The following is a 25,272-nucleotide window of genomic DNA, read 5'->3' on the forward strand; positions in this document are numbered from 1 at the left end:
GGCGGGCGAAGTCCGTAGCCTGAAATCGTGATTACTCTCAAGAAGGAAGACGGCGCGGCCGATCTCGCCGGTATCACCAAAATGAGCGTGGGGGTGAGCTGGGATCCGTCGGCGGGTTCCAGCGGCGGAATTCTCGGAATAGCGCGGCGCAAGCGCGGTGTCGACCTCGACCTGATCGCGGTGCTGTTCCAGGGCAGCGAGCCGGTGCGCTTCGCCGGTCTGGATTCGCTCGACCCGCTCGGCAACGGTTCGGTGTTGCACACCGGAGACGAGCAGACCGGTGCGGCCGCGGGCGACGACGAGACCGTGCATGTCACGTTCGCCAATGTTCCCCCCGCCATCGACTCCATCGTCTTCGTCGCCGTCGCGTTCAAGAAGGGCAGTTCCTTCGAGAAGGCGAACAACGTCTCGTTCAAGATCTACGATGCCACCGGCGGTGACACCCAGCCGGTCGCCGAGATCTGGCCGTCGCTGCTCGGCGCGGAGAACGCCAACGCGATCGCGCGGACCTTCCGCAACGGTCCGGTCTGGCAACTGGAGGTCCTCGACCGTAAAGGCAAGATCAAGCAGGGCGACCGTCAGGCGTTGCTGCGCTACGCGATCGGCTGACAGCACGGCGGCGGGGCCCGGCGCGCGGTGCGCCGAGCTCGGCCGCGCCGCGGCGAACAGACCTCGCCCTTTTCGCCCATTTGCGACATCAGCGAAGTTCGTCAAGACCACGCGACTTCGGTGTTCCCTGGATAGTTGCCGCGCTACGGTTTTCCGCATGGACGACATCGAGTTGGATTTGCCGAGCGTCGCTACTGCGCGCAATGCCGGACGAATTCTGGAAATCGGCGCGGTCGGTCTGCGCAACCTCCTCCCGGTCGACGGAGAACAGACTCACGCCTACGTCTGCTGCGTCGACGGCACCACCCTGCAACTGCCGGATTCGCTGCGGAACTGGGCCATGCAAACCCTCGCCGCGAACTTCGACCTACGCGCGACCGGTCTACCCTCGCTGTTCCCCTGCCGCTTCGAATTCGGCATCCGCGACGGCGCGGCCTACGCGATACCGGTGACCCAGCGGTCACTGCGCGAGAAGGCCAACGCATGACCACCTGAGCAGCGCCTATCGTCACCCTCATGCACGAGGGACTCACCTACGCCCCGGCGGGCGCGACCAGCCCCGCCGACCATCTGTGGACCGGCGAATTCCCCGGATTCCGCCGGTTCGACACCACGGTGGTGATCGGTCACGGCGGGTCGGCGTGGACCGCCGCGTCCGACGCTGTGCTGCGCTGGGGTATCAAGCGCCGCAGCGGTTTCCGCGTTGCCCCCGATATCGTGGCCTCGATCGACGAGCAGTACTGGATCAGCGCGGGCTGGGGACCCGTCTCCGTCCACGAGCCGGTTCGCGTGGTCGCGGTGGTCGACACCGAGGACCGGTGCGGCTTCGCCTACGGCACCCTGCTCGGCCATCCGGTCAGCGGCGAGGAAGCCTTCGTCGTGCACCGCGATTCGACCGGCACCGTCTGGCTCACCCTGCGTTCGCTGACGAGACCGGCACCGGCCGGAGTCTGGCGCGCTGCGTTCCCGATACTTCTTGTCGCACAACGCTTCTACCGTCGCCGGTATCTGCGCGCGCTGGTGAACTAGGCAATCGGCGGCAGATGGACGACCTGGCCCGCGTAGGCCAGACCCGCACCGAAGCCCAGGAGCAGCGCGGTGTCGCCGGGGCCTGCCGCGCCGGAACGCACGAGCTGTTCCATGGCCATCGGGATCGAGGCCGCGCTGGTATTGCCGGTTTCGATGATGTCGCGCGCGACGGCGACGGTCTCGGGCAGGCCGAGGGTGCGCACCAACGCGTCGGTGATGCGGATATTGGCCTGGTGCGGAACGAACGCGTCGAGGTCGGCCGCCGTGAGGCCCGCGCGGTCGAGCGCGTCACGGCAGGCCTTCTCCAAAAAGGTGACGGCCCAGCGGAACACCTCGGTGCCGTTCATCCGGATGTAGGGGCGTTGCGAAGTTCCGCCACTGGCTTCGGCTGCCGCGACTTCGGCGAAATACTCCAGAAAGTCCTTGTCCTGCTTGATCGCCGAGGTGCGCGAACCGTCCGAACCCCACGCGACCGGGCCGATCCCCTCCTGCTCCGCCGGACCGACGACGACCGCGCCCGCGCCGTCGGCGAAGATGAACGCGCATCCGCGATCGGTGGTGTCGAGCAGATCCGACAGTCGCTCCACCCCGATCACCAGGACCTGCCGCGCCTGGCCCGAGCGCACCAGATTCGCCGCGTCGGCCAGCGCGTAGCAGAAGCCCGCGCAGCCCGCGGAGATGTCGAAGGCGGCGGTGTCCTCCATGCCGAGTTCGGTCGCCACCACCGCGCCCGCCGACGGGCCGAGCACCATCTGCGACGACGTCGCCAGCACCACCGCGTCGACCTCCCCGGCGCGCACCCCGGCCGCGGTGAGCGCGTCCCGCGCGGCCGCCACACTCATCGAGACGATCGTCTCGTCGGGCTCGGCCCAGTGCCGGGCGGCGATGCCGGACCGCGTCCTGATCCACTCGTCCGACGACTCGATCGCGTCGACGATCTCGGCATTGGGCACCACCCGTCGCGGGCGGTACACGCCGAGGCCGAGAATTCCCGCGTGGGTGACCGGGACCGCGGTAGCAATGAGGGTAGCCATGACATCCTCTGCATGTGAACCGATCGGTTCACGTACAAATAGGTCTAACATGAACCGATCGGTTCAATCAAGGGGTAGGAGAAGATCGGATGGCCGCCGGACCACGCGCCCGACTCATCGAACACACGATCAGCACCGTCCAGGAACACGGCGTACACGCGTCCACCCTCAGCGAACTACTCGAGCGCAGCAGAACCTCGCGCAACTCGCTGTATCAGCACTTCCCTTCCGGCAAGGGCGAATTGGTGCAGACCGCGGCCCGGATCGTGGCCCGCCTGGTGTACTCACACGTGAGCGCGATGGCCGACGCCCTCCAAACCGCGCCCTCGGCCCAGCAGTGGCTCACCGACCTACTCGCCTTCTGGCGAATTCCGCTGGAGAAGTCCGACTACGCCGCCGGTTCGTTCATGATGGCGGCCGCGCTCGACGAACTCGACCCCGCCGTCCAGTCCATCGCGGGCCAGGCGTTCGCCGAATGGACGGCGCGGCTCGCCGATGGGATCGTCGCCACCGGGATCGAGCGGTCGACCGCGGTCTCGCTGGCCGGGTTCCTGCTCACCACCATCGAGGGCACGATCGTGCACAGCCGCGCGCTCAAGTCCGCGCACCCGTTCGACCAGGCGGTCACTCAGCTGACGATCCTGTTCAAGGTGCACCTGTCCGAGCGGTGAGTCCGCTCACGAGATGCTGTGCACCGCATCGAGTTCGGCGCGCAGGGTGGTGATGATCCGGCGACGCGCCGCCGCGCCTTCGGAGCCGGGCGTCAGCGGGTACACATGCACGAGCCCGGACTCTTCCTGATAGTCGAGGTCGACACCCGCCGCGCGGGCCTTCGCCGCCAGCAGCCGGGCATCGGGGTTCAGGATGTCGCGGGTGCCGGTGAACACGGTGATCGGGCCCAGCCCGCCGAAATCACCGAACAGGGGGCTGACCAGGGGGTCTTTCATCGAGAGTTCGCCGCTCCACATCCTGCCGAACACCAGGCCGCCGTCGCGACCCAACCACGGGTCACGCGGGAGCACCGCGTCGATGTCGGGATTCTCGAGAGTGAGGTCGAGGGCAGGCGAGATCAGGATCGTGCGGGGGACGGTATGGCCCGCGTCGCGCAGATACTGCGCGGTGGACAGCGCGATCTGACCGCCCGCCGAGTCGCCGGCGAGGAAGGTCGGGCCGTGGCGCTCGTCGGCCGCCGCGACCAGTTCGGCGAAGCGGGGAATCACCTCCGCCGCGGTGCCGAACGGGATGAGCGGATAGATCGGGACCGTCACGACCAGATGTGTCTGCGCGGCGATCCGGGCCGCGAGTCGCCAATGCTGCGAGGCGATTTCGCCCACCCAGCCGCCACCGTGCGCGTACACGAGGCCGCCGCGCGAGATCCCGTCCGCCGGGGTCAGGGTGTAGATCGGCCAGCCGCGCTCGTGCGCCACCGAGACCTCCACACCACGCAGATCGCGCGGCGGGCCGTAGGCGAGTGGCCGCAGACCGCGCTCGCGCACGTGCGCCCGCGCCCGCTCGGCATCGACGTAATTCCGGTTGCGCCGGGTGACCCGCAGGAATCCCGGGATCAAGAACCGACTCAGCACACCGGGCACCGCGACCTCCACTCGACGACGAGACCGACGCGCTCCAGCCGCACCGGTGCCAGCCAAGCTACCCCGGCCCGCCTCAGCCGAGGGGCTGCTCGGTGACATCGGTACGCAAGCTGGTGCCGTTGAGGTCGAGATAGAGCACACCCTCGGTGACCGAGAGGGTGACGCTATTGCGACGATCGACCAGCCCCGCGGCCTCGTCGATGAACGCGCGATCGAAACTCACCAGCGGAATCCGCGCGGCGTTGTGGATCTTCTTGCCCGCGTACTGCGCGAGCACCTTCGCCGGGTCACGGTGGGTGTAGACCACCGCACGGCCCGCGAGTTTGCTGCCACGGTGGATACGCTCCGCGTCGGGGGCGCCCACCTCGATCCACGCGGTGGTCCGCCCGGTCATATCGCGAACCTGCACCGCGGGTTCGTCGGTAGCCGAAATCCCGCCCTCGCTGAACACGATCCCCTCCTCGTACTGCAGGCAGTACGCGAGGATTCGCGTGATCATGTATTCCAGTGTCTCCGACGGATGCCGAGCCACCCGCAATTCGAGATCCTCGTACACCCCCCGATCCACATCGGCGAGCTGAACGGCGAAATTGTGCAGTGTTGCGCTGAGTGCCATAGGACTTCCGACCCTACCGGGCCACAACCTGGACAATTCTCGCGCACCCGGTTGCGATTACCAGTTCGAACCGCCAGCATCCCTTACATGAGAATCACTCACGTTTCGACTCTGGCCGCCGTTGTCCTCGCAGTCGGCATGGGAACCGCTGCGGCAGAACCGAATGCGGCCGACTCACCCCGCCAGGCCATCGCCCGCGCCTACCTCGATGCCCTCGTTTCCCACGACGCGAGCGCGGTCCCCTTCGCCCCCGATGCCACCCGCGTCGAGGTCGGCCTCCAGACCGGCACCTCGGGCCCGCAACTGAGCAACGACCTGGAGAACGGCATCCAGTACCGCATCATCCAGGGCATCCGCGACCTCACCATGTCCGAATCCGGCGACACGGTCACCACCCACTATTTCCTCGACACCGGAGTGGGCGACCTGCGCCTGACCACCGTGGAGATCACCGAGACCTTCGTCATCCCGGTGGACTCCATCCAAACGATCGAGGCCTCGATCACTCCGGTGCTGTAAATGATCTCGGGGCCTTGCTCACTGCGCATCCAGCAAGGCCCGCGGGGCGGCCTGGCGCCACGAGTCGGTGACGATGGCTGCCAGTTCCTCGCGATCGTCGAGTGCCGCCAGTCGGACGCGGACCCAGGGGTTACCGGACTCGTGGGACGCGATCCAGAATTTGCCGGGCTCGGCGAGGACCAGTTCGTCGCGGTCGAGGATCGGACAGCGCACCGCCATCGAGGTCTCGTCCTCGGGCAGAGTGACGAACAGCTTGCCCGCGACCCGGAAAATCGGCATGCCCCAGGCGAATTGCTCTGTCGTCTGCGGTAGCGACAGGGCGTGGGCGCGGACGTCATCCCCGGTGACATTCATGAGCCACATCCTGACAGCCCACACCGACAGACTGGATCCACTAGTCGAGGGCCCCGAGCGTGGCCACGGTCTTGCGGGCGCGTGAGGCGGTGATCCGGCGGCCGATCACGCCGTGGCGGGGGGCGAAGAGGTAGACGAAGGTGAAGGCCACGCCCTGGGTCACGACGACCATGCCGCCCGCGGCGGTGTCGAGGTGGTAGCTGATGTAGAGCCCGGTGACCGCGCACAGCACCGAGATGGCGGGGGCGATGACGAGCATGCGCGAGAAGCGATCGGTGAGCAGGTAGGCGGTGGCGCCCGGGATGATCAGCATGGCCACCACCAGCACCACGCCGACCGCTTGCAGCGCCACCACCGAGGTCAGCGCCAGCAGGGCCAGCAGGGCGGTGCCGAGGACCCGGGGATTGAGGCCGATGGCGTGGGCGTGGGTGGCGTCGAACGCGTAGAGGGTGAAGTCACGGCGCTTGAGGACCAGGGCGACCAGGACGATGGCGGCCAGGATCATGATCTGAACCATCTCGCCACGGCTCACGCCGAGCAGGTTGCCGAAAACGATGTGGTTCAAGTCGGTTTGGCTCGGCGTCACCGACACCAGCACCAAACCGAACGCGAACAGGGTGGTGAACACGATGCCGATGGCGGCGTCTTCCTTCACCCGGCTCGTATCGCGGACAACGCCGATCAACGCGACCGCGAGGAACCCGAAGACCACCGCGCCGACGGCGAACGGCCAGCCGACGATGTAGGCGAGCACCACTCCCGGCAGCACCGCGTGCGACACCGCGTCGCCCATCAGCGACCAGCCGATCAGCACCAGCCAGCACGACAGCACCGCGCACACCACCGCCGCGGTGACGGTGGTGGCCAGCGCGCGCACCATGAACTCGTAGCGCAGCGGGTCGATGAAGAATTCCTCGAGGCTCATCGGTCTCCGTCCACATCCAGGCCGAAGGCCTTGGCCAGGTTCTCCGGTCGCAACACCACATCGGGGTCGCCGTGCTCGAGCACCCGGCGGTTCAACAGCACTGCCTCATCGGCCAATCGCGGCAACGCGTGCAGATCGTGGGTGGACACCAGGATGGTGGCCCCGTCGGCGGCGAGCTCGCGCAGCAGCGCGGTGATGGTGGCCTCCGAGCGCTTGTCGACGCCGGCGAACGGCTCGTCGAGCAGCAGGATCGTGGCCTCCTGGGCGATGCCGCGGGCGACGAACGCGCGCTTCTTCTGACCACCCGACAGCTGACCGATCTGCCGATCGGCGAGGTCGGTGAGCTCGACGCGGGCCAGCGCCGCGTCGACGGCCGCCCGGTCGGCCTTGCTCGCCCGGCGGGTGAATCCCATCTTCCCGTAGCGCCCGGTCATCACCACATCGCGCACCGACAGCGGGAAACTCCAGTCCACGTCCTCGGACTGCGGGACGTAACCGAGGCTGCCCGCCTTGCGCGCGGCGGCCGGGGGCCTCGCGTTGATCAGCACCCGGCCGCGATCGGGCGTGACCAGTCCCATCACGGTCTTGAACAGCGTCGATTTGCCCGAACCGTTCATGCCGATGAGCCCGCACACCCGGCCGGATTTCAGTGTCAGTTCGACGGTGTCGAGGGCGAGCACGTCACCGTAATGGACTGTCACGTCCTGGATCTCGACGACGGGTTCGGTCATGAGGTGGCGCCGGCGAGTGCGCCCGCGATGGTCTTCGCGTCATGGCGGATCAGGTCGAGGTAGGTCGGGACCGGTCCGTCGGCTTCGGAGAGCGAGTCGACATAGAGCACACCCCCGAATCGTGCGCCGGATGCCTCGACGACGCGTCGCATCGGGGCGTCGGACACCGTCGACTCACAGAACACGGCGGGCACACCGCGCTGGCGGACGAAGTCGATGGTCGAGCCGATCTGCTGCGGGGTGGCCTGCTGTTCGGCGTTCACCGGCCAGATGTACTTCTCGGTCAGTCCCGCGTCGCGAGCGAGGTAGGAGAACGCGCCCTCGCAGGTGACCAGGGCGCGCTGATCGACGGGCAGGGTGTTCACCGCGGCGACGAGATCGTCGCGCACGGCGCCGAGCCGTGCCCGGTAGGCGTCACCGTTGGCACGGTAGGCGTCGGCGTGTTCGGGGTCGAGATCGGTGAACGCGCGAACCATGTTGTCGACGTAGATCTGCGCGTTCACCGGCGACATCCAGGCGTGCGGATTGGGCTTGCCCCGGTAGGCGTCCTCGCTGATGTTCATCGGCGTGACCCCCTCGCTGACCACGGCGTGCGGCACGTCGAGATCGGCGACGAACTGACCGAACCAGGCCTCGAGGTTGAGTCCGTTGTCCAGGATCAGATCAGCCTTCGCCGCTTTCTTGATGTCGCCCGGCGTCGGCTCGTAGCCGTGGATCTCAGCCCCCACCTTCGTAATCGACTCCACCCGCAGGTGCTCGCCCGCCACATTCCGCGCCATGTCGGCGAGCACAGTGAAGGTGGTGAGGACCACTTTCCTGTCGTCGTCATCGGAGGTGATCCCGCCGCAGGCGGCGAGCGCGAACGTCATGACACCCAGAACACAAGCCGCGAGTATTCGACGTAGCGCCGACGAACGGTAGAACCCAACCCTCATTCCAGAATTATATTGTTCGGGTAGCCGAACTTTCAAGTTCAAGCCCCGAAACAGTCACTAGGACGGCTCAGGACGCCCAGGGCGGGGTGAAGGTAGAGCCGTCGGGAAGCTCCGCCGCGAAGCCGACCCGCACAGTCACCAACAGCGTGGCGATCTCGCCGGTCGGGTTAGCGAGGGCGATCATCGACCCCGCGGGCGCGACCGCCGCGTCCCCGGGTCTCATCGCTACGGATTCGCCGTCGATGGTCATCGTCACCGCGCCCGACAGCAGAACGAAGGCCTCCTCCCCCAGGACGCGGTGGGGCACACCGACCGATTCGCCCCGAACCTCGGTCTGCCAGACGCACAGTTCGGCACTGCCAGTGCCGGGCCGGACGAGGGAGGTGAAGCGGGCATTGTGCACCTCGTGCACCTGGGCGTCCACGGAACGGATTACCGGCACGAGAACCTCCATAAAGTCAATTAACTTGTCCATATAGTCAAGTAGATTGACTATTGTGTCAAGTGCCAGAATGGCTGACGTGCCCGCGAACGCAGACCTGCCCCTGCTCCTGCTCGCGGCGGCGGCCGAGGTGACCCAGGTGGTGAACGCCGGGGTCGCCGCGGCGGGGTTCACCGACATCCGGCCGACGCACGGTTTCGCGTTCGTGCGCATGGCGCCCGACGGCGCGACGGTCGGGGAGATCGCCGAGCATCTCGGGGTCACCAAGCAGGCGGCCAGCCAACTGGTCGACGAGCTGGTCACCAAGGGCTACGCCGATCGCAATCCGCACCCGCGCGATGCGCGCGCCCGCCTGATCACCCTCACCGAGCGCGGCTGGGCATGCACGCGAGCCGCCGACGCCGCCTTGGCCGAACTCACCCGGAACTGGTCGGACAACCTCGGCGCCGCCACCCTCACCCAGGTCGGCAACGCCCTGGGCCGCGTCGTCACCCCGGGGCGGATTCGCCCGAGCTGGTGAGCTTTCCCAACCGCCGTAACCAAATGTTGCAAACCGACGATTTGCATATCGGGTACCCGAAACCCGCGCGGTGACACGGCGAGCGACATACTCTCGGATCGAGCGGTGACGCGCCACCGCCGCAGCCGGACCGTCGGTCCGAGTTGCGCACTCGTCACGTCACCGTTCGCCCCGATCCCGGAGGGTCAATGTCAGTCCTAGCCACCGTCCTCACTATCGACACCGTCACTCGGCACAAGTACGAGCGGCTGCAGTACACCGGTTCGGCCGGTGTTGTCGCCTCGCTCGAGGACCCCCGCCTCGTCGATCGCTGGCGCGCCGATTACCCCAGCTGGGACGGCGAGCACTGGGCGTTCGACGCGGGCACCGACAGCCCCGGTCGGCTGCGCCCGATCAATGTCGCGGTGCGCACCAACTGATCAGCGCGGTGACGAGCGCCTGATCAGCACGGTGCGCACCACCGATGATCAGGCAGCACCCGCGGCGGCGGCCCGATCCACGATCCGCGGGAACGGGCTCGCCGCTTCCAGCTGGTAGGCCAGGTCGAGCAGTGTCCGCTCGTCACCACGGCGGGCGGCGAGCTGGATCGAGCCGGGCAGACCGTTCGGCAGCAGACCGTGCGGCAGCGAAATGCCCGGTCCCCCACCGACATTGTTGAGTGGGGTGAAGCCCACGTAGTCGACGAGCTTGGTGAACAGCGCGTCGAACGGCTGGCCGGGCGCGAGCTCACCGATGCGTGGCGCGGGGTGCGAGAGCACCGGCGTGAGTAGCGCGTCCACGTCGGCGAAATGCTTGTCATAAGCCGCGACTCCCCCGCGCAGCCGCCAGGTCGACGCGACCACCGCGAGCGGATTGCGCTTGGCCAGCCCGATCAGACCGGTGGTGAACGGGTCGAGCTTGCGCGCGTCGAAGTACCCGCGCTGCCCCACCCGGAACGACAACGCCATCGCCGCGGCCATCACCGCCCAGTACTGCTTGAAGTCCTCGACGAAGCGCGGGTCCACATCCAGGCGCATCTCGACGATCTCGTGGCCGAGACCCTCGAACACCTTCGCCGCCGACGCCAGAATCGCGCCGTTGTCGGCATGCACCGGCCTGCCGAGGACATCGGCGGTGATCAGGCCGATCCGCAGCCGTCGCGCACTCGGCCCCGCCACCAGTCCCACCGGCGTCAGCGCCGGATTCGCGCCGAATCCTTCGACGGCGGCCAGGTAGTGCGCGGTATCGCGGACCGAGCGGGTGAGCACGCCCTCGGAAACCAGGTGCACCGGCAGTTTGCGGGCGCCCGGCTGGTCGAGCAGGCGGTTGCGGGTGGTTTTCAGGCCGACGAGTCCGTTGACCGCCGCGGGAATGCGGATCGAGCCGCCGCCGTCGTTGGCGTGCGCGATCGGCACCACTCCGGCCGCCACGAGCGCCGCCGAGCCGCCCGAGGACGCGCCCGCCGAGTACTCCGGATTCCACGGATTGCGGGTCGGGGCGCGATCGGTGAACTCGGTACTGGCGGTGAGCCCGAATTCCGGCAGCGTCGACTTACCGAGCACGATCACCCCCGAATGCAGGAACTGCGCGCCGGGACCGCTGGTCACCGTGGCCGGGCGCGGGGTGAACGCGGCAGAGCCGTGGCAGCTGGGCAGGCCCGCGATGTCGGTGTTGTCCTTCACGAACGCGGGCACTCCCGCGAATACGCCTGCGGTCTCCGGCGTCGACGCGGCGCGCTCGAAACACGTGAGCTGCACCGCGTCCAGACTCGGGTCGACCCGCCGGGTCCTGGCGATCGCGGCCTCGAGCACCTCCGACCGGGTCACCTCCCCCGCGCGCAACGCCGCGGCGACGCCGACCGCGTCCAGCGTGGCGAGGGCATCATCGGTGAATCCGTGTACGGCAGAGCTCATGTTCGCAGCGTAGTGCGACCCGGCGGACCTTCGCAGCAGTAACGAACTTGCCCGCCCCGACGCCGTGGATCAGGGCCGGGGCCGGTGGCGCGGTGACGGCATACACGGCACTATCGAACGCGTGGAACATTTGCTGATCGCGCGACCTTCGGATGCATTGTCGTGACCGCGCTGGCTCCCGGTGAGAACCGGCCCGCGCCCGGTGATCACCTGACCGTCACGGTCGCGAGTTCGGCGTCGGTCGACGTATCCGCCCTCCTGGTGAACGCGGCGGGCAAGGTGCGCTCCGACGCCGATTTCGTCTTCTTCAATCAGCCCACCGGGCCGGGTGTGGTGTACCGGCACGGCAACGGTGGGCCCGACGTGGTGGGGGTGCAGACCTCGGCAGTGCCCGCCGATGTGGACAAGGTGGTGGTCACCGCCAGCCTCGACGGGCGCGGGCCCGCGACCTTCGCCGCTGTCGGCACCTTGACCACCACCATCGAATCCGGCTCCACCGCACTGACTTTCCCGATTCCCGGCCTCACCACCGAGAGCGGTGTGGTGTGTGTGGAGATCTATCGCCGCAATGGCGCGTGGAAGGTCCGTGCGGTCGGCCAGGGATACGACGACGGACTCGCGGGTATCGCCTCGGCCTACGGGGTGAACCTCGACGATGATCCCGAACCCCCTGCGGCACAAGCCACTTCGAACGCTGCGGACTCCGCCTACCGAGGCGCACCCGGCCCCGGTCACTCAGCGCCACCTCGACCCGGGTCCCATGCCCCGATGCCGCCCGGCCGAGTAGCCCCGCCGCCGGGCCGATTCGCGCCACCGCCCGGGACACCCCCGATTCCCGGTCCGCCGGGAGCGGGCGCACCGGCCTACCCACCCCCCGTCCACGGACAGCCCGGCGGACCCGATCGACAGCAGACCTACGCATCTCAGCAAGGAGCTCAGCCCGTGCACAGCGACCTGTTCGACCCCTCTCATGCCGAGGTCAACGGCCTCGGTATCCAGAAGCAGGGCGGCAAGATGGTGAAGGTCGGCATGAACGGGGAGGTGATGGCGCGGGCCGGGTCGATGGTGGCCTACCAGGGTGACCTGAAGTTCGAAGCGCTCGGCTCCGGCGGCATCGGCCGCGCCATCCGTCAGCATCTCACCGGCGAGGGCGTGCCGCTGATGAAGGTGACCGGCCGCGGCGACCTGTTCCTGGCCAACAGTGCCGCCGACGTGCACATCATCGACCTCGACGGCACCGACGGGCTCACCATCAACGGCGCCAATGTCCTGGCCTTCGACTCCACGCTGCGCTACGACATCGGCCGCGTTCAGGGCGCCGCGGGCTACGCCTCCAACGCGGGCCTGTTCAACTGCGTCTTCACCGGCCGCGGCCGCATCGCCATCACCACCCACGGCACCCCGGTCGTCCTCACCGTCGACCAGGCCACCTTCGCCGACCCCAATGCCGCCGTCGCGTGGTCGTCCAGCCTGCAGACCGGTATCAAGCGCAACGACTCCTTCGGACTCGGCCGCCTGATGGGCCGCAGTACCGGCGAGGCGAGCACCCTCGCCTTCTCCGGCCGCGGTTTCGTCATCGTGCAGCCCTCCGAACTCCCCCCGGGCGGCCTCATCGGCGGCACCGGCGGCGGCCAGCAAGCGGGCACCGGCGGCGGCCTCTTCGGCTGACGAACACGACAAAGGCCGATACCCGAGCGGGTATCGGCCTTTGTCGTGCCTGCTAGTTCGCGCGCTCCTTGCGAGCCTGGCGGCGGGCCTCACGCATGTCGTTGAGTTCCTGTTCCAGGCTCTCCGCGATGCGGAATTGACCGGTGTCGTAGATGCTGGTCGGCTCGATCGCCTCATAGCCGAAATTGGCTTCGGCGAAGGCCTTTTCGACCCGGGCCTCGATATCGGAGATGGCGCTCTTGCGAGCGGCAGGCACCGAATCGGTGGCAGGCTCGGGCTTGACCGCTTCCTTGCTCGGCTCCGGCGCCACGACGGGCGCGGGCGCGGCGACGGACTTCTTCGCGGTGGCCTTGTCCGCCGAAGACGGCTTGCCGATGCCGAAGCGCTTGCGCTTCTCCGGCGAGCGGCCGTTGCCGTTGGCGACCGGCTCGGGGGGAGTCCAGGCCGGTTCGCGGGTGACCGGCGCCGGCGCGGCGGCCGGTTGGGCGGCGGCGGCCGCCTCGGCACGAGCCGAGCTCGTCATCGGCGGGGTGTAGGTGAGGCGGACACCCTCGGTGGCCTGGCGGCCGAGGATGTTGTCGGCGGGGTCGGGCAGGTCCCTGACCTGGCTCGTCGCGCGAGTGATCGCCAGCCCGTAGCGGGCACTGACCGCGTCGTGGATCAACAGCGCCACACCGATCATCACCGGCGCGACCGCGTGCACGGCGACGTCGTAGAAGCGCCCCTCACGCACGTAGGGGTAGGTATTGAGGGTGACGGTGAGCCCGAGCAACGCGAGCTCGGCGAGCGCGACCTGGCGGCGGTTGTCGATCACGCCCCACTCGGCGACCTTGTTCGTGCCGACCATGATGATGATCAGACACACGCTGATCATCGCCTCGAGCAGATAGCTGAACCAGAACAGCGGATCGGTCGGTCCACCGGGCGCGATGTTCTGCTGCACGTTCACGGCGGACCACAGCATGCCCGCGCCGACCACGCCCGCCAATGCCTTCAGCGACCACGACCGGTGCCGGTACAGCGAAGCGAGCTTCGCGTGCGGGCTGGATTCGCGGCGCTGGGACGCCATCGCCTTCCTGGCGAGCAGCAGATCTCGCATGTCGGCCTTCTCGATCGCTTCGGTGGTCAGTCGGCTGCGGTCCGATGCGGACGCCATCGCCTGGGTGTGCTTCCAGCGCTGTTCGCGATCCTGTTCACGGATGCGTTCGGCGAGTTCGCGTTCGGCGCGCAGCTCGTCTTCGGAGAGCGCGTCGGTGAGGGCAGGGTCGAACTGGTAAGCGAGACGCCCACGGGCACGTTCGACTCGCTCGGCGAGCTGGCTGACGTCGTCCTCGAGACCGGACTCGATCGTCATGTCAGACCACCGCCCCGGGCGCGCGAAGGCAGGCGGGTGATCACATGTGTGAACGGCACGGACCATTCTTAGTCGATTTACCCTCGAGCGCGAAACCGATGCTCCTACACGGCTCCCCGAACACGGCGCGCCGCGCGCGACACGCCCAACAATTTCGGTCGGACACTGGATCAGCGAAGATAATCCCCCACCGCCGCCCCGGCCGGAGTTTCCGGCAGTTCGGTGCCCGACCGTTGCCGAACACCGCTCGCGGACAACTCGACCGAGCCCGATCGGCGTGCTGTTCGCGCGCCGCGCGGGCGCGTGGCGCGACGTTCGGTGAAACCCCGTTTCGCCGGGCATCGCCCACCACGGACACCTAGGGTTGACGCGGGGGCGACCGGGGGGTTCGCGCAGATCTACTTCGGAGTGACGAATTGACCGAGCACACCAGCGAACTCGACCAGGCGATCGCCGAGCGACTCGAACCGTGGACCGCCCGGCTCGGCGCTGACCGCAAGGCCTATTTCCATCATGTGCTGCGGGTACTGCGCTGCGCCGATCTCCTGTTCGCCCGCAGCGGCGAGCCCGGACCGCCGCCGAGCGCACGCGAGGAGTTCCGCACCGCGGCGACCTTCCACGATCTCGGCATCTGGGCCGCGGGCACCTTCGACTATCTCGAACCATCGTGCGCGCTGGCGGGCGACTGGCTGATCGCGCACAACCGGGAGGACATCACCGAACTCGTCACCGCGATGATCCGCGACCACCATCGGGTGCGCTCGGCGGGTGGCGCGACCGATGCGGTGGAGCTGTTGCGACGGGCCGATCTGATCGACGTGAGCTTCGGCGCGCGGCGCTACGGCCTGCCGTACGCGACCTACGCCGCACTGCTGCGGCGGTACCCCGATAGCGGCTTCCACTTCAAGTTGGTGGAGCTCACCGTACGGCGCGCGCTCATCCATCCCCTCTCGCCGCTGCCCATGCTGCGCTGGTGAGAGCCCATTTCGGCAGCACTATTGTCACTACGTCAATACTGCGGCACACTGGTGTCCGTAACCACCGGTCACGCCTCGACCGGTGCTGTGCCGAGCCGAACAAGGAGACTCGATGGCCGCCAAACGGTCCAGCTGGATGAACGAGGACCTGGACGCGCTGCGTGACATGACCCGCGCGTTCATGGCCAAGGAACTCGTCCCCAACGTCGACAAGTACCGCGAGCAGCATCACGTCGACCGCGACCTGTGGAACAAGGCGGGCGAAGTCGGCCTGCTGTGCATCTCGATCCCCGAGGAGTACGGCGGCGGTGGCGGCACCTTCGCGCACGAGGCTGTGATCATCGAGGAGCAGGCCCACGCGGTCGACACCGGGTGGGGCATCACCCTGCACAACGGCATCGTGGCCCACTACGTGCTCGCCTACGGCACCGAGGAGCAGAAGAAGCACTGGCTGCCCAAGATGGCCAGCGGCGAGGTCGTGGGCGCCATCGCGATGACCGAGCCCGGCACCGGCTCCGACCTGCAGGCCGTCAAGGCCAAGGCGATCCGCGACGGCGACGAGTACGTCATCAACGGCTCCAAGACCTTCATCACCAACGGCGCGCAGGCCGACCTGATCATCCTGGTCGCCAAGACCGACCCCACCCAGGGCGCGTCCGGCGTCTCGCTGGTGCTGGTCGAGGCCGATCGCGCGGGATTCCGGCGCGGTCGCGTGCTCGACAAGATCGGCCAGAAGGGCCAGGACACCTCCGAGCTGTTCTTCGAGGACGTGCGCGTCCCGGTGACCAACCTGCTCGGCACCCAGGAGGGCCAGGGCTTCATCCAACTGATGCAGCAGCTGCCCCAGGAACGCCTGATCGTGTCGACGGGCGCGGTCGCGGGCATGGAGGTCGCCCTCGATCACACGCTGCGCTACACCAAGGAGCGCGAGGCGTTCGGCCGTGCGGTGTTCGGCTTCCAGAACACCAAGTTCAAGCTGGCCGAGGTCGCCACCGAGGCCCACATCGCGCGCGTGTTCATCGACGACTGCATCGACAAGCACCTGCGCGGCGAACTCGACATCCCCACCGTCGCCATGGCGAAGTGGTGGACCACCGACAAGGCGATGCAGATCGCCGACACCTGTCTGCAGCTGTTCGGCGGCTACGGCTACATGAACGAGTACCCGATCGCGCGCATGTGGGTCGACAACCGCGTCCAGCTGATCTACGCGGGCACCAACGAGATCATGAAGGAAATCATCGCCAGGAGCCTGTGACACGCAGGCCCGATCGGTGATACCGACCGACCGCGAACACCGGTTCGCGGTCGGTTTTCGCTGTTAGGGGGTCATTTCGTGACCTATCCGTCGTCCCCGCCGAGACGAATGTCCTTCGACAAGCGGTGCACGATCGACGACAGGGATGGTGCGGCAACAGTGGACACGGACGGCAGCGGTTCGACGGGACGGCCCGGACCCGAACAGGCACTGCCGGACCGAAACCGGATGATGCAGGCGGTCTGCGGGGTAGCCGGCGTGGGTGATCCCGTCCTGTCCGCCGCGCACGAGCTGGCCACCCTGCACGAGCGCCGCGAACAGCAGATCCCCGGCGATACCAGCGAAATCGATTGGGCGCGTGCGCGTCTGGTCTGCGAGATCGACCGCTGGGTCGTGATCCGCTCGCCCACCCCGGCGACCTCGGCGCCGATGCACACCGAGAGTATCGGCGCCGTCGTCGACCGCATGGCCCATTTCGCCGCACTCACCTACCGCGCGCTGGCCTGCGGCGCCGAAGCCCCCCTGCACGCCGCGCAAGCGCGCCTGCACGAATTGGCCTGTGGTTACGACGATCTCATCGCCGAAGTGGCCAGCGGTGCGCGTCGGCTACCGGACGGACTCGACAACGAGACGCCGGAAAGCGATGGGACACCGGAAATCCGGAACACACCGCGCACGGAGTAGCCGACAAGGCAGACCACTCCCTCGATGTCGCCGATCGCCATCGCGGTGGTCATCCGGCGCGCGGCGCCGTCGCGATACGGTCGCCACCTGGGCGATCAACGGTCACATCACCGCCCACGGGCGTTCAGCCGGGCGCCGTACCGTCAGCCGGAGACGGCGAACGGAGCCCGACATGCTCGATCCGCGACTGCACACCGCATGGTTGGTCAACGCCGCCTCCGGGGCCGCGGCGGCCACGGTCCGCGCGCCGATGGCGCGGCCGTCTTCGTGGCGCGGCGTGCACGATCGACTCGTCGTCACCGACCTCGAGGTCGTCACCGTCACCCACGACACGGCGATCCTCACGTGGTCCACCCATCGACGTGATCGCGCGGGCCGGTTGCGCCCGGCGGCCGCCGACACCGAGGTGCTGCTCGCGCCCGCCGACAGCTCGGCCGCACCGGCAACCCGCTACCTCGACGGCCGCCGCACCGCGCACCACTACGCAGAGGTGCGCGGCCTCGAGCCCGGCCGCCGCTATCGCTTCCGTGCCCGCTCCGACGGCGAAACCGCGGTTCCCGGCCGCACCTGGGTGACGCGACGCCCCGGAACCCCCGAGGCCACCGGCGTCTTCCGCACCGCGCCGCCGCCCCCGGGGCGACTGCTGCGCACGATCGCCCTCGCCAACGACCTGCACTGGGGCGAGGATCGCAGCGGCTTGATCGTCGCCGGACTGCCGCCGGGCCTGCGCCATGACGACGGGCTCTACCCACAGGTGATGACCGAGGCGCTGCTGCACGACATCCGCCGACCGGAGCGCGCGGCGGATCACCTCGTGGTCGCGGGAGATCTCACCGATTGCGGCAGCGCCGAACAGTCCGAGGGCATCAGGGCACGCCTGGACGCCTGGGGCTCGGCGGGCGTCGATCACTTCGTCTGCCGTGGCAATCACGATATCGGGCGCGGCGAGCACGATCATTGGGGCGCTGTGTTCCAGCCGTTCGGGCAACTCACCTGCCATGAACTCGGCGGCTTGCGGCTGATCGGCCTCGACACCACGCGACGGCGAGGTGCCGGCGGCACGATCGACGCCGACCAACTCGCCCGGCTCCGCGCGACACTCGCCGCCGACCCCGACCGACCGACGCTGGTCTTCGGACACCACCCCGCCACCCGCTACGCGGCACTGAGCAACCCCGGCGGCCCCGGTTTCGTCCTCGATCACGCGAGCACGTCGGCCTTGCAGGCCTGCTACCGAACGACCCCCGGCATCTTCCTGCACCACAGCGGCCACACCCACCGCAACCGCCGCACCCGCCCCGATTCCGGCGATGTCGAGTACCTCGAGGTAGCGGCGGTGAAGGAGTACCCCGGCGGCTACGCCCTGCTACGCCTCTACGAACACGGCTACACGGTGCATTTCCACCGCATCGCCGCCGCGGCGGCGCTGGCCTGGACCAGCAAGACCCGCAAGCAATACTTCGGCCTGCACCCCGACCACGCCCTCGGCAGCCTCCCCGACCGCAATCACCGCGCACCCCACGACTTCTCGGGAGTCACCCCGCTGCGTTGATTCAGTACATTCGTACCGCGACCAAACGCCAACCGTCCCTGAGCGACTCGATACGCCCCGCGACAGCGAGCGTGCGCGGCCCACGCTGATACGAGGCGAAGACCTCGGCGCCGTCCGGTGCCGGTGTCAGCTTCACGCGGGTCAAAGTGGCGCTGCCCAAGCCGCGGCCGGGGACCAGATCCTGCGCGAGCATGGTGTTGATCGCGGCGAGCGCCCGGGCGTCGGTGTACGCACGCAGATGAGTCGGCGATCTGCGCCTGTCGACCACCTCCAAGAGCAGCCGCAGGACCTGCTCGGCGAATCGTTGTGCGGTCGCCAGCGATTCGACGGCGGGCACCGCCTGCGGGCAGGACGCGCGCACCACCCTGCGGATACTCGCCGGCGCTCCACCCGCGGCCCTCGGCCGTCCCGAACCGGTAACACGATGGGGCACAGCGGTATTCACATCCGCGCCACGCTGGACCACTTCCCCGCCCTCCAACCGCGGCTCGCAATGCGGCGCGGGCGACAACACCATTGCCTCCGTAGACATGCTCGTCCCCTCGAGTCAGTCCACCCACTCCCCAGTGTGGCGCACAGCATGCCACGCGGGTCCGACAGGCGTTCGTGAAATCGACGCAGGTCGCCTCGAGATGTCCGCTCTCAGAACAGCGTCATCGGTTCGTCGGACTCCGCCGTCGGCTGCGCGGGCAGATCGGGGACGATCGCGCGGACCTCGTCGTGGAAGCGACGGGCCAGATCACGCGCGGCGGCGTTGTCGGGAGTGTGCACGAACACCGTGGGCGAGCGGCCTTCGCGCAGCCAGTCCGCGACCGTCTCCACCCACGGCTGCCAGCCCGCCACGGTCCGTTCGAGATCGGCGCGGCCGTGGTAGCGCACGATCGGGTACTCGGTCAGTGCCCGCATCCGACGCGGCACGCGAGGCTTCTTCGCTCGCGCCTCGTACTCGGAGGGGTCACCCGGTGGTCCGTCGAACAGGACCGTCGTATCGAACGGCACCCATTCGGCCCCGATCCGCCCGAGCACCCGTTCCAGCTGTACCGCGGCCCGCTCGTCGTCGAAGAACGCCGGGTGCCGCACTTCCACCGCGCAGCGAAGTCCACCGGGCAGCTCACGCCAGAAGCGCGCGAGGGCGCCGAGGTCGGTCGGCCCGAACGACGCGGGCAACTGGATCCACAGCGCGTGCACGCGCGGCCCGAGCGGCGCCATCACGTCGAGAAAGGCACCGAGTTCGGCGCCCGCGTCGATGAGCCTGCGCTCATGTGTCACCGCCCTGGGCGGCTTGAGCACGAACCGGAAATCGGGCGCGGTCTGTCGCGCCCACGACTCGACGGTGGACGCGGACGGCGTCGCGTAGAAGGTGGTGTTGCCCTCGACCGCACCGCAGTGCCCGCTGTAGGTACGCAACCGCTCCCCCGACGCGGGCAACCGCTGCTGCCACTGTGGATGCGTCCACATCGCACAACCCATCCGCAGCTCACGCACAGGCCGACGGTAATACAGCGACCGCCCGGCCCTAAAATGAGACCGGTTGCCACCAGTTCGCCCGGCGCGCGGGCGGCGGGAGCCGCGGAGTCCGGCCGAGCAGGTCGGCTACCGCGCACCCGCCACATCATGAATTCCGGTGCGCGCACAACGGAAAGGGCCTGTGATGGCGATTCTCACCACCGAGCGGCCCGGTGCTGTCTCGGTAACCCGCGCCTGGCTCGGCGTGTGCGCCGCCATGGTGGCGATCGCGTGGGGCGGCAACGAGTTCACGCCGCTGCTGGTGATGTACAAGGCCCACGGTCTGGCGCTGACCGCGGTCGACCTGCTGCTGTTCTACTACGTCCTCGGCATCGTGCCCGCGCTGCTCATCGGCGGTCCGCTGTCGGACCGGTTCGGCCGCCGCCCCTTGATGCTGCCCGCACCGCTGATCGCCGCGGCCGGTTCCCTGCTGCTCGCGGCGGGCGCGGCCTCGGTGCCGATGCTGGCGGCCGGGCGGATGCTGTGCGGTGTCGCACTCGGGCTCGCGATGGCGGTCGGCGGCAGCTGGCTCAAGGAACTGTCGCAACCGCCGTTCGCCGCGGCCGCCACGGGCAAGGGGGCCCGCCGATCCGCGATGAGCCTGACCGCCGGGTTCGCCCTCGGCGCCGGGGTGGCGGGAACCCTCGCGCAGTGGGGCCCGCTGCCCGATTCGACCGCCTATCTCGTCAACGCGACACTCTGCGTCGCGACCGCGTTCTGGGTGGCCAGAACACCGGAGACCGTGACGCGCCGAGCGAATCCGGGCAGGCTGCGCGACGACCTGACGATCCCCGCCGCCGGACACCGACGATTCCTGCGGGTCGCGGTGCCGATCGCACTGTGGCTGTTCACCGCCAATGCCACCGCCTACGCGGTCCTGCCCACGCTGATGCTGCCGCGCGTGCAACAGGCCCCGATCGCCTTCTCCGCCCTGGTCACCATGGTGACGCTCGGCTGCGGATTCACCATTCAATCGGTGGCACGCCGCATCGACCGCCCCGGCACCGCGCGCGCCGCGGTGGTCGCGCTCGTACTGCTCACCACCGGCATGGTCCTTGCCGCGTGGACGGCGGCCACCCTGAGCATCTGGGTGACGCTACTGACCGCCGTCGTGCTCGGCAGCGGCTACGGGATCGGCCTCGTCGCCGGCCTACAGCAGATCGAACGGATCGCGGGCCCCGGCGACCTCGCGGGCTTGAACGCGGTCTTCTACTCGGTGAGTTACCTCGGCTTCGGCGTGCCCGCGGTCCTGTCGGCGCTACACAGCGGCCTCGGGGTCGGCTATCCCGCCATGTATCTGGTCACCGCCGCGATCGCCGCGGGTTGTCTCGCGCTCGTCGCCGCGAACTACCGCGAACGGATCTGAGCGCGCGCCCTTCCCTGTCACTACGGTGGATCTGGTGAGTACCGACCCCGTCGAGACCCTCCAGCGCTGGCAGGATTGCGGCGCGGTCTGGCGGGTCGTCCACCGCCGACCGGATTCGGTGACCATCGCCCTCTACGAATGCACCGGCGGGCAGGAGGTAGACCGCTTCACCTCCACCGATGCCACCCTGCTGCGGTTTCTCGGCGAACGCGCCACCAGCGAGGACTGACCCGCCCGCGCGCGACGGGGTTACGCTGGTTGGCGTTATCGCTTCACGCCCGTCGGCCCGCACACGGCCGGATCGCCAAGTGAGGAGAGACCATGTCGGCCCCTACCGGACTACCCACTGGAACCTGGGTCATCGACCCCGCCCACTCCACCTTGCAGTTCTCCGTGCGCCACCTGATGGTGAGCAAAGTACGTGGCCGGTTCACCGATTTCGGCGGCACGCTCGTGGTCCACCCCGACGGCACCGCCGACGCCGACGTCGAGTTGAAGGTCGCCTCCGTCACCACCGACAACGCACAGCGCGACGGCCACTTGGCCAGTGCCGACTTCTTCGACGTCGCGAATCACCCGATCGCCACCTTCAAGGCCTCCGGTTTCACGGCGCTGAGCAACGAGTTCTCCGTCACCGGCGATTTCTCCATCCGCGGCAACACCCACCCGGTGACCCTCGACGTCGAATTCCTCGGCACCGGCCCCGGCATGGCCGACGCCCCGGTCGCCGGATTCACCGCGACCGCCACCATCAACCGCCGCGATTTCGGCCTCACCACCGACATTCCGATGGCCGACGGCGGCGCCGTGATCGGCGACAAGATCAACCTCTCGCTCGACGTCGAGGTCGGCCTGCAGAGCTGAACGCACAGGAGCTGCGATGTCAGGACGACGTTTTCGAGCCGGCCTCGCCGCCGGGCTCCTGGTGCTGGTCGCGGCCTGCGGCGGCTCGCCGAGCGAATCCGCGACCGAATCCGCCGCCCCGCCGACACCGACGATCTCGGTCGCGCCCACCGACGGCGCGACCGAGATCGATCCGCTCGGCCCGGTCCGCGTCAGCACCAGCGACGGGCAGCTCACCGCGGTCACGATGACCAACGAGCAGGGCGGCACGGTCGAGGGCATCCTCACCCCGGACCAGTCGGCCTGGAAACCGTCGGAACCGCTCGGCTACGGCCACACCTACACGGTCACCGCCGAGGCGGTGACCGTCACCGGCCGGGTCGGACCGATCACCTCGTCGTTCAGCACGCTCGCGCCGAACAATCAGACCAAGGTCTATTTCCGCACCACGGGCGGCGAGGAGCTGTCCCCGTCGGGCACCTACGGCGTGGGCACCGTCGTCGTCGCGCACTTCGACGAGGACGTGCCCGATCGCGCGACGGCCGAGAAGCACCTGTCGGTCACCACCGATCCGCCCGTCACCGGTTCCTGGTACTGGCTCGACAACCGCAACGCCCACTGGCGCCCCGCGAACTACTACACGCCCGACACGTTGGTGACGCTCGACGCCGACATCTACGGCAAGGATCTCGGCGGCGGCCTCTACGGCCAGGAGGACACGAAGACCAGCTTCACCATCGGCGCCTCGCACGTCTCGATCGTCGACGACAACGACAAGCAGGTCCGGGTGTACGAGAACGGCACGCTGATCAAGACGATGCCCACCTCGCTGGGGATGGGCGGCAGCCAGACCGTCGCGGGCAAGACCATCACCTTCTGGACCCAGCCGGGGACCTACACCGTGATGGACAAGGCCAATCCGGTGATCATGGACTCCTCCACCTACGGCCTGCCGGTGAACTCCAGGCTCGGCTACAAGGAATCCATCGGCTGGGCGACCAGGATCAGCACCGACGGCATCTATCTGCACCAGCTCGACGACACGATCTGGGCGCAGGGCAACACCAACGTCTCACACGGCTGCCTCAATCTCAGTGGCGAGAACGCCCGCTGGTTCTACGAATTCTCCCAACCCGGTGACGTGGTCGAGATCAGGAATACCGGCGGCGCGCCGCTCGAGGTGTGGCAGAACGGCGATTGGAGTGTGCCATGGGACCAGTGGCAGGCGGGTAGCGCGTTACGGTGAACGCCGACAATGCCTTTGCGGCCTTTGCGGCGCCGCCGAGCCGGGAGTCAGCACGGCGCGGACCACAGCGGGTCGGCAAGCGCGTCGCCACCGGTCATCGCGCGCCCCGGCGTCGACGTGCTCGTCGAGTCGCATCGATCCTGGCCAGGATGCTCGTGGCGACCACCGCGACGGCCGTGCTCGCGGGTACCGGCCTGGCCTGGTCGGTGGAGCGGGACTTCGATTCCGGCTTCACCCACTCCACCGCACTCGGTACGGACGCGCCGCGTTCCGTCGGCGGCGCCGTCAACATCCTGCTGATCGGCCTCGACACCCGCAAGGACCTCGACGGCAACGACCTGCCGAGGGAGGTGCTCGAGCAGTTGCACGCCGGCGACGGCACCGAAGGCGGCTACAACGCGAATTCGCTCATCCTGCTGCGTATTCCGGCGGACAAGAGCAAGGTCGTCGCCTTCTCCATCCCGCGCGACGACTATGTGACGGTGACCGGCATCCCCGGCTACCAGCAGATCAAGATCAAAGAGGCGTACGGCCTGAAAAAGGCCGCGGTGCAGGCGAAGCTGATCGAGCAGGGCGAGAAGGATCCGGTCGTGCTGGAGCGGCGGGGACGGGAGGCCGGGCGCGCGTCAATCGTCACCGCGGTCCGCGATCTCGTCGGCGTTCCGATCGACCGGTTCGCCGAGATCTCCCTCGCGGGCTTCTACGACCTGGCGACCGCGGTCGGCGGGGTCGACGTGTGCCTCGAGCACGCCGTCGACGACAGCGAGTTCTCCGGCGCGATCTTCCCCGCGGGCAGGCAGCATCTCGATGGTTCCCAGGCCCTGGCGTTCGTCCGGCAACGGCACGGTCTGCTCAACGGCGACCTCGACCGCACCCACCGTCAGCAGGCCTTCCTCACCTCGGTTGCCAAGTCGCTCAGGGACTCCGGAACGCTGACCAACCTGAGCCGACTCGCGGAACTGATGAATGTGGCGCACCGCGACATGGTGCTCTCCGACGGCTGGAACCTGTTCGACTTCGCCCGCGACCTCGGCTCCGCGGGTTCGGTACCGGTCGAATTCCACACGCTGCCGGTGGTGCGCTACGACGTGATCGACGGCCAGGACGTGAACATCGTCGACCCGGCCGCGATCAAACGTGAGGTGCGGGCCGCTTTCGGCCAGGAGGTGCCGACAATTACGACCACGGCGCCCACTCCGACGAGCGTGGTCGATATCCACAATGTGGGCGCGTTGCCAGGTCAGGCGGCAACGCTCTCGGTCGCGCTGACGAACCGGGGCTACGGTGCGGGCCTGATCGGCGACGGTGATTCCAGTGACGGCCCCTACTCGGCCCTCACCTACGGTCTCGGTGCCGCCGACGATGCGCGTGCGCTGGCGGAAATGCTCGGCGGCCTGCCGTTTTCGGCGTCGCCCTCGGTGGCGGACGGGCGGATCGAAGTGGTGCTCGGCGCGGACTTCACCCTGCCGCTCGAACTGAGCCCCACCACCCCGACGACCACTGCGCCCCCGACCACGGCCGCCGGCTCCGTGCCGGTGCCGGATGCGGGAAAACCGGTGTCCACCACCATCGGCGACACCATTCCCTGCGTCAACTGACCAACCGCCGTCGGCGGATATC

The 25,272-nt window shown here is 68.5% G+C and carries 29 protein-coding genes; 17 read left to right on the forward strand and 12 right to left on the reverse strand.

Annotated features, from left to right (window positions below):
- The first annotated feature begins 27 nt into the window (after window positions 1-27).
- The 3 genes from NA12_RS26620 to NA12_RS26630 all read left to right on the forward strand — a co-directional run bounded on the left by NA12_RS26620 (window position 28) and on the right by NA12_RS26630 (window position 1,638).
- Complete coding sequence (locus NA12_RS26620; RefSeq protein ID WP_067457094.1) at window positions 28-609, forward strand: TerD family protein; 582 nt, start codon at window positions 28-30, stop codon at window positions 607-609.
- Between the two features lie 157 nt (window positions 610-766).
- Complete coding sequence (locus tag NA12_RS26625) at window positions 767-1,096, forward strand: hypothetical protein (RefSeq protein WP_067457097.1); 330 nt, start codon at window positions 767-769, stop codon at window positions 1,094-1,096.
- 29 nt (window positions 1,097-1,125) lie between these two features.
- The gene (locus NA12_RS26630) at window positions 1,126-1,638 is read left to right on the forward strand and encodes a DUF1990 domain-containing protein (protein ID WP_067457100.1); all 513 of its coding nucleotides are present in this window, start codon (window positions 1,126-1,128) and stop codon (window positions 1,636-1,638) included.
- Here NA12_RS26630 and NA12_RS26635 read toward each other — a convergent pair.
- A complete protein-coding gene (locus NA12_RS26635; RefSeq protein ID WP_067457103.1) occupies window positions 1,635-2,672 on the reverse strand; it encodes a beta-ketoacyl-ACP synthase III in 1,038 nt (345 codons plus the stop codon). The two genes, NA12_RS26630 and NA12_RS26635, sit on opposite strands and share 4 nt — an antisense overlap.
- An 89-nt stretch (window positions 2,673-2,761) precedes the next feature.
- Here NA12_RS26635 and NA12_RS26640 point away from each other — a divergent pair, with 89 nt between their 5' ends.
- Window positions 2,762-3,343: a TetR/AcrR family transcriptional regulator gene (locus NA12_RS26640; RefSeq protein WP_067457106.1), complete on the forward strand. Its 582-nt coding sequence runs from the start codon at window positions 2,762-2,764 to the stop codon at window positions 3,341-3,343.
- 6 nt (window positions 3,344-3,349) lie between these two features.
- On the opposite strand, the gene NA12_RS26645 is transcribed toward NA12_RS26640, so the two are convergent.
- Both NA12_RS26645 and NA12_RS26650 read right to left on the reverse strand, forming a co-directional pair.
- Window positions 3,350-4,255 carry an alpha/beta hydrolase fold domain-containing protein gene (locus tag NA12_RS26645; RefSeq protein ID WP_243655092.1) on the reverse strand — a complete coding sequence of 302 codons (906 nt, stop codon included), beginning with the start codon at window positions 4,253-4,255 and terminating at the stop codon, window positions 3,350-3,352.
- A gap of 82 nt (window positions 4,256-4,337) precedes the next feature.
- On the reverse strand, window positions 4,338-4,880 hold the full coding sequence (locus NA12_RS26650; protein WP_067457109.1) for a YaeQ family protein: 543 nt from the start codon (window positions 4,878-4,880) through the stop codon (window positions 4,338-4,340).
- Window positions 4,881-4,967: 87 nt separating this feature from the next.
- Here NA12_RS26650 and NA12_RS26655 point away from each other — a divergent pair, with 87 nt between their 5' ends.
- Entirely contained in the window at window positions 4,968-5,399 is a 432-nt protein-coding gene (locus NA12_RS26655) for a DUF8021 domain-containing protein (protein WP_067457113.1), read from the forward strand.
- 18 nt (window positions 5,400-5,417) lie between these two features.
- On the opposite strand, the gene NA12_RS26660 is transcribed toward NA12_RS26655, so the two are convergent.
- The 5 genes from NA12_RS26660 to NA12_RS26680 all read right to left on the reverse strand — a co-directional run bounded on the left by NA12_RS26660 (window position 5,418) and on the right by NA12_RS26680 (window position 8,786).
- A complete protein-coding gene (locus NA12_RS26660; RefSeq protein ID WP_067457231.1) occupies window positions 5,418-5,753 on the reverse strand; it encodes an MmcQ/YjbR family DNA-binding protein in 336 nt (111 codons plus the stop codon).
- 40 nt (window positions 5,754-5,793) lie between these two features.
- A complete protein-coding gene (locus tag NA12_RS26665) occupies window positions 5,794-6,678 on the reverse strand; it encodes a metal ABC transporter permease (RefSeq protein WP_067457116.1) in 885 nt (294 codons plus the stop codon).
- Window positions 6,675-7,409 (reverse strand): metal ABC transporter ATP-binding protein, encoded by a 735-nt coding sequence (locus NA12_RS26670; protein ID WP_067457119.1) that lies wholly within the window; start codon window positions 7,407-7,409, stop codon window positions 6,675-6,677. Before NA12_RS26670 ends, NA12_RS26665 begins: the two co-directional genes overlap by 4 nt.
- Entirely contained in the window at window positions 7,406-8,278 is an 873-nt protein-coding gene (locus NA12_RS26675) for a metal ABC transporter substrate-binding protein (RefSeq protein WP_279388165.1), read from the reverse strand. Before NA12_RS26675 ends, NA12_RS26670 begins: the two co-directional genes overlap by 4 nt.
- Window positions 8,279-8,411: 133 nt before the next feature.
- Window positions 8,412-8,786, reverse strand: a complete 375-nt coding sequence (locus NA12_RS26680; RefSeq protein WP_067457235.1) for a cupin domain-containing protein — start codon at window positions 8,784-8,786, stop codon at window positions 8,412-8,414.
- A gap of 70 nt (window positions 8,787-8,856) precedes the next feature.
- On the opposite strand from NA12_RS26680, the gene NA12_RS26685 reads away from it, so the two are divergent.
- Together NA12_RS26685 and NA12_RS26690 are read left to right on the forward strand one after the other, a co-directional pair.
- Window positions 8,857-9,306: a MarR family winged helix-turn-helix transcriptional regulator gene (locus NA12_RS26685; protein WP_067457124.1), complete on the forward strand. Its 450-nt coding sequence runs from the start codon at window positions 8,857-8,859 to the stop codon at window positions 9,304-9,306.
- Window positions 9,307-9,494: 188 nt separating this feature from the next.
- Window positions 9,495-9,725: a hypothetical protein gene (locus NA12_RS26690; protein ID WP_067457127.1), complete on the forward strand. Its 231-nt coding sequence runs from the start codon at window positions 9,495-9,497 to the stop codon at window positions 9,723-9,725.
- 48 nt (window positions 9,726-9,773) lie between these two features.
- On the opposite strand, the gene NA12_RS26695 is transcribed toward NA12_RS26690, so the two are convergent.
- Complete coding sequence (locus tag NA12_RS26695) at window positions 9,774-11,198, reverse strand: amidase (RefSeq protein WP_067457130.1); 1,425 nt, start codon at window positions 11,196-11,198, stop codon at window positions 9,774-9,776.
- Between the two features lie 162 nt (window positions 11,199-11,360).
- On the opposite strand from NA12_RS26695, the gene NA12_RS26700 reads away from it, so the two are divergent.
- The gene (locus NA12_RS26700; RefSeq protein ID WP_067457133.1) at window positions 11,361-12,866 is read left to right on the forward strand and encodes an AIM24 family protein; all 1,506 of its coding nucleotides are present in this window, start codon (window positions 11,361-11,363) and stop codon (window positions 12,864-12,866) included.
- A 52-nt stretch (window positions 12,867-12,918) separates the two neighbouring features.
- On the opposite strand, the gene NA12_RS26705 is transcribed toward NA12_RS26700, so the two are convergent.
- Window positions 12,919-14,220, reverse strand: a complete 1,302-nt coding sequence (locus NA12_RS26705; protein WP_067457139.1) for a hypothetical protein — start codon at window positions 14,218-14,220, stop codon at window positions 12,919-12,921.
- Between the two features lie 416 nt (window positions 14,221-14,636).
- Here NA12_RS26705 and NA12_RS26710 point away from each other — a divergent pair, with 416 nt between their 5' ends.
- The 4 genes from NA12_RS26710 to NA12_RS26725 all read left to right on the forward strand — a co-directional run bounded on the left by NA12_RS26710 (window position 14,637) and on the right by NA12_RS26725 (window position 18,691).
- Window positions 14,637-15,197 carry a hypothetical protein gene (locus NA12_RS26710; RefSeq protein ID WP_084473121.1) on the forward strand — a complete coding sequence of 187 codons (561 nt, stop codon included), beginning with the start codon at window positions 14,637-14,639 and terminating at the stop codon, window positions 15,195-15,197.
- Between the two features lie 112 nt (window positions 15,198-15,309).
- Window positions 15,310-16,455, forward strand: a complete 1,146-nt coding sequence (locus NA12_RS26715) for an acyl-CoA dehydrogenase family protein (RefSeq protein WP_067457142.1) — start codon at window positions 15,310-15,312, stop codon at window positions 16,453-16,455.
- Window positions 16,456-16,614: 159 nt separating this feature from the next.
- Window positions 16,615-17,139 carry a DUF4254 domain-containing protein gene (locus NA12_RS26720; protein ID WP_165914868.1) on the forward strand — a complete coding sequence of 175 codons (525 nt, stop codon included), beginning with the start codon at window positions 16,615-16,617 and terminating at the stop codon, window positions 17,137-17,139.
- A 172-nt stretch (window positions 17,140-17,311) separates the two neighbouring features.
- Window positions 17,312-18,691, forward strand: a complete 1,380-nt coding sequence (locus NA12_RS26725) for a metallophosphoesterase family protein (protein WP_067457148.1) — start codon at window positions 17,312-17,314, stop codon at window positions 18,689-18,691.
- Window position 18,692: 1 nt separating this feature from the next.
- On the opposite strand, the gene NA12_RS26730 is transcribed toward NA12_RS26725, so the two are convergent.
- Window positions 18,693-19,223 (reverse strand): Rv3235 family protein, encoded by a 531-nt coding sequence (locus NA12_RS26730; RefSeq protein ID WP_157106417.1) that lies wholly within the window; start codon window positions 19,221-19,223, stop codon window positions 18,693-18,695.
- Between the two features lie 110 nt (window positions 19,224-19,333).
- Window positions 19,334-20,176 carry a DUF72 domain-containing protein gene (locus NA12_RS26735; protein WP_243655094.1) on the reverse strand — a complete coding sequence of 281 codons (843 nt, stop codon included), beginning with the start codon at window positions 20,174-20,176 and terminating at the stop codon, window positions 19,334-19,336.
- Between the two features lie 166 nt (window positions 20,177-20,342).
- Between NA12_RS26735 and NA12_RS26740 the strand changes: the two genes are divergently transcribed.
- From NA12_RS26740 to NA12_RS26760, 5 genes are all read left to right on the forward strand, one after another.
- Window positions 20,343-21,563 carry an MFS transporter gene (locus NA12_RS26740; RefSeq protein ID WP_067457157.1) on the forward strand — a complete coding sequence of 407 codons (1,221 nt, stop codon included), beginning with the start codon at window positions 20,343-20,345 and terminating at the stop codon, window positions 21,561-21,563.
- Between the two features lie 34 nt (window positions 21,564-21,597).
- Window positions 21,598-21,792, forward strand: coding sequence for a hypothetical protein (locus NA12_RS26745; protein ID WP_067457241.1), 195 nt, complete (start codon window positions 21,598-21,600; stop codon window positions 21,790-21,792).
- 92 nt (window positions 21,793-21,884) lie between these two features.
- Window positions 21,885-22,427, forward strand: a complete 543-nt coding sequence (locus tag NA12_RS26750) for a YceI family protein (protein WP_067457160.1) — start codon at window positions 21,885-21,887, stop codon at window positions 22,425-22,427.
- Between the two features lie 16 nt (window positions 22,428-22,443).
- The gene (locus tag NA12_RS26755; RefSeq protein ID WP_067457162.1) at window positions 22,444-23,652 is read left to right on the forward strand and encodes a L,D-transpeptidase; all 1,209 of its coding nucleotides are present in this window, start codon (window positions 22,444-22,446) and stop codon (window positions 23,650-23,652) included.
- Window positions 23,653-23,801: 149 nt separating this feature from the next.
- Entirely contained in the window at window positions 23,802-25,250 is a 1,449-nt protein-coding gene (locus tag NA12_RS26760) for an LCP family protein (protein WP_067457165.1), read from the forward strand.
- The last annotated feature ends 22 nt before the right edge of the window (window positions 25,251-25,272 follow it).

The organism is Nocardia alba NBRC 108234 (assembly GCF_001612665.1).
GTDB lineage: Bacteria > Actinomycetota > Actinomycetes > Mycobacteriales > Mycobacteriaceae > Nocardia > Nocardia alba.

Coding starts and splice junctions, on each gene's coding strand:
- NA12_RS26625 (WP_067457097.1), top strand. CDS start 767: ATGGACGACATCGAGTTGGATTTGCCGAGCGTCGCTACTGCGCGCAAT.
- NA12_RS26630 (WP_067457100.1), top strand. CDS start 1,126: ATGCACGAGGGACTCACCTACGCCCCGGCGGGCGCGACCAGCCCCGCC.
- NA12_RS26635 (WP_067457103.1), bottom strand. CDS start 2,672: ATGGCTACCCTCATTGCTACCGCGGTCCCGGTCACCCACGCGGGAATT.
- NA12_RS26640 (WP_067457106.1), top strand. CDS start 2,762: ATGGCCGCCGGACCACGCGCCCGACTCATCGAACACACGATCAGCACC.
- NA12_RS26650 (WP_067457109.1), bottom strand. CDS start 4,880: ATGGCACTCAGCGCAACACTGCACAATTTCGCCGTTCAGCTCGCCGAT.
- NA12_RS26655 (WP_067457113.1), top strand. CDS start 4,968: ATGAGAATCACTCACGTTTCGACTCTGGCCGCCGTTGTCCTCGCAGTC.
- NA12_RS26660 (WP_067457231.1), bottom strand. CDS start 5,753: ATGAATGTCACCGGGGATGACGTCCGCGCCCACGCCCTGTCGCTACCG.
- NA12_RS26665 (WP_067457116.1), bottom strand. CDS start 6,678: ATGAGCCTCGAGGAATTCTTCATCGACCCGCTGCGCTACGAGTTCATG.
- NA12_RS26670 (WP_067457119.1), bottom strand. CDS start 7,409: ATGACCGAACCCGTCGTCGAGATCCAGGACGTGACAGTCCATTACGGT.
- NA12_RS26675 (WP_279388165.1), bottom strand. CDS start 8,278: ATGACGTTCGCGCTCGCCGCCTGCGGCGGGATCACCTCCGATGACGAC.
- NA12_RS26685 (WP_067457124.1), top strand. CDS start 8,857: ATGGCTGACGTGCCCGCGAACGCAGACCTGCCCCTGCTCCTGCTCGCG.
- NA12_RS26690 (WP_067457127.1), top strand. CDS start 9,495: ATGTCAGTCCTAGCCACCGTCCTCACTATCGACACCGTCACTCGGCAC.
- NA12_RS26695 (WP_067457130.1), bottom strand. CDS start 11,198: ATGAGCTCTGCCGTACACGGATTCACCGATGATGCCCTCGCCACGCTG.
- NA12_RS26705 (WP_067457139.1), bottom strand. CDS start 14,220: ATGACGATCGAGTCCGGTCTCGAGGACGACGTCAGCCAGCTCGCCGAG.
- NA12_RS26715 (WP_067457142.1), top strand. CDS start 15,310: ATGGCCGCCAAACGGTCCAGCTGGATGAACGAGGACCTGGACGCGCTG.
- NA12_RS26725 (WP_067457148.1), top strand. CDS start 17,312: ATGCTCGATCCGCGACTGCACACCGCATGGTTGGTCAACGCCGCCTCC.
- NA12_RS26730 (WP_157106417.1), bottom strand. CDS start 19,223: ATGTCTACGGAGGCAATGGTGTTGTCGCCCGCGCCGCATTGCGAGCCG.
- NA12_RS26740 (WP_067457157.1), top strand. CDS start 20,343: ATGGCGATTCTCACCACCGAGCGGCCCGGTGCTGTCTCGGTAACCCGC.
- NA12_RS26750 (WP_067457160.1), top strand. CDS start 21,885: ATGTCGGCCCCTACCGGACTACCCACTGGAACCTGGGTCATCGACCCC.
- NA12_RS26755 (WP_067457162.1), top strand. CDS start 22,444: ATGTCAGGACGACGTTTTCGAGCCGGCCTCGCCGCCGGGCTCCTGGTG.
- NA12_RS26760 (WP_067457165.1), top strand. CDS start 23,802: ATGCTCGTGGCGACCACCGCGACGGCCGTGCTCGCGGGTACCGGCCTG.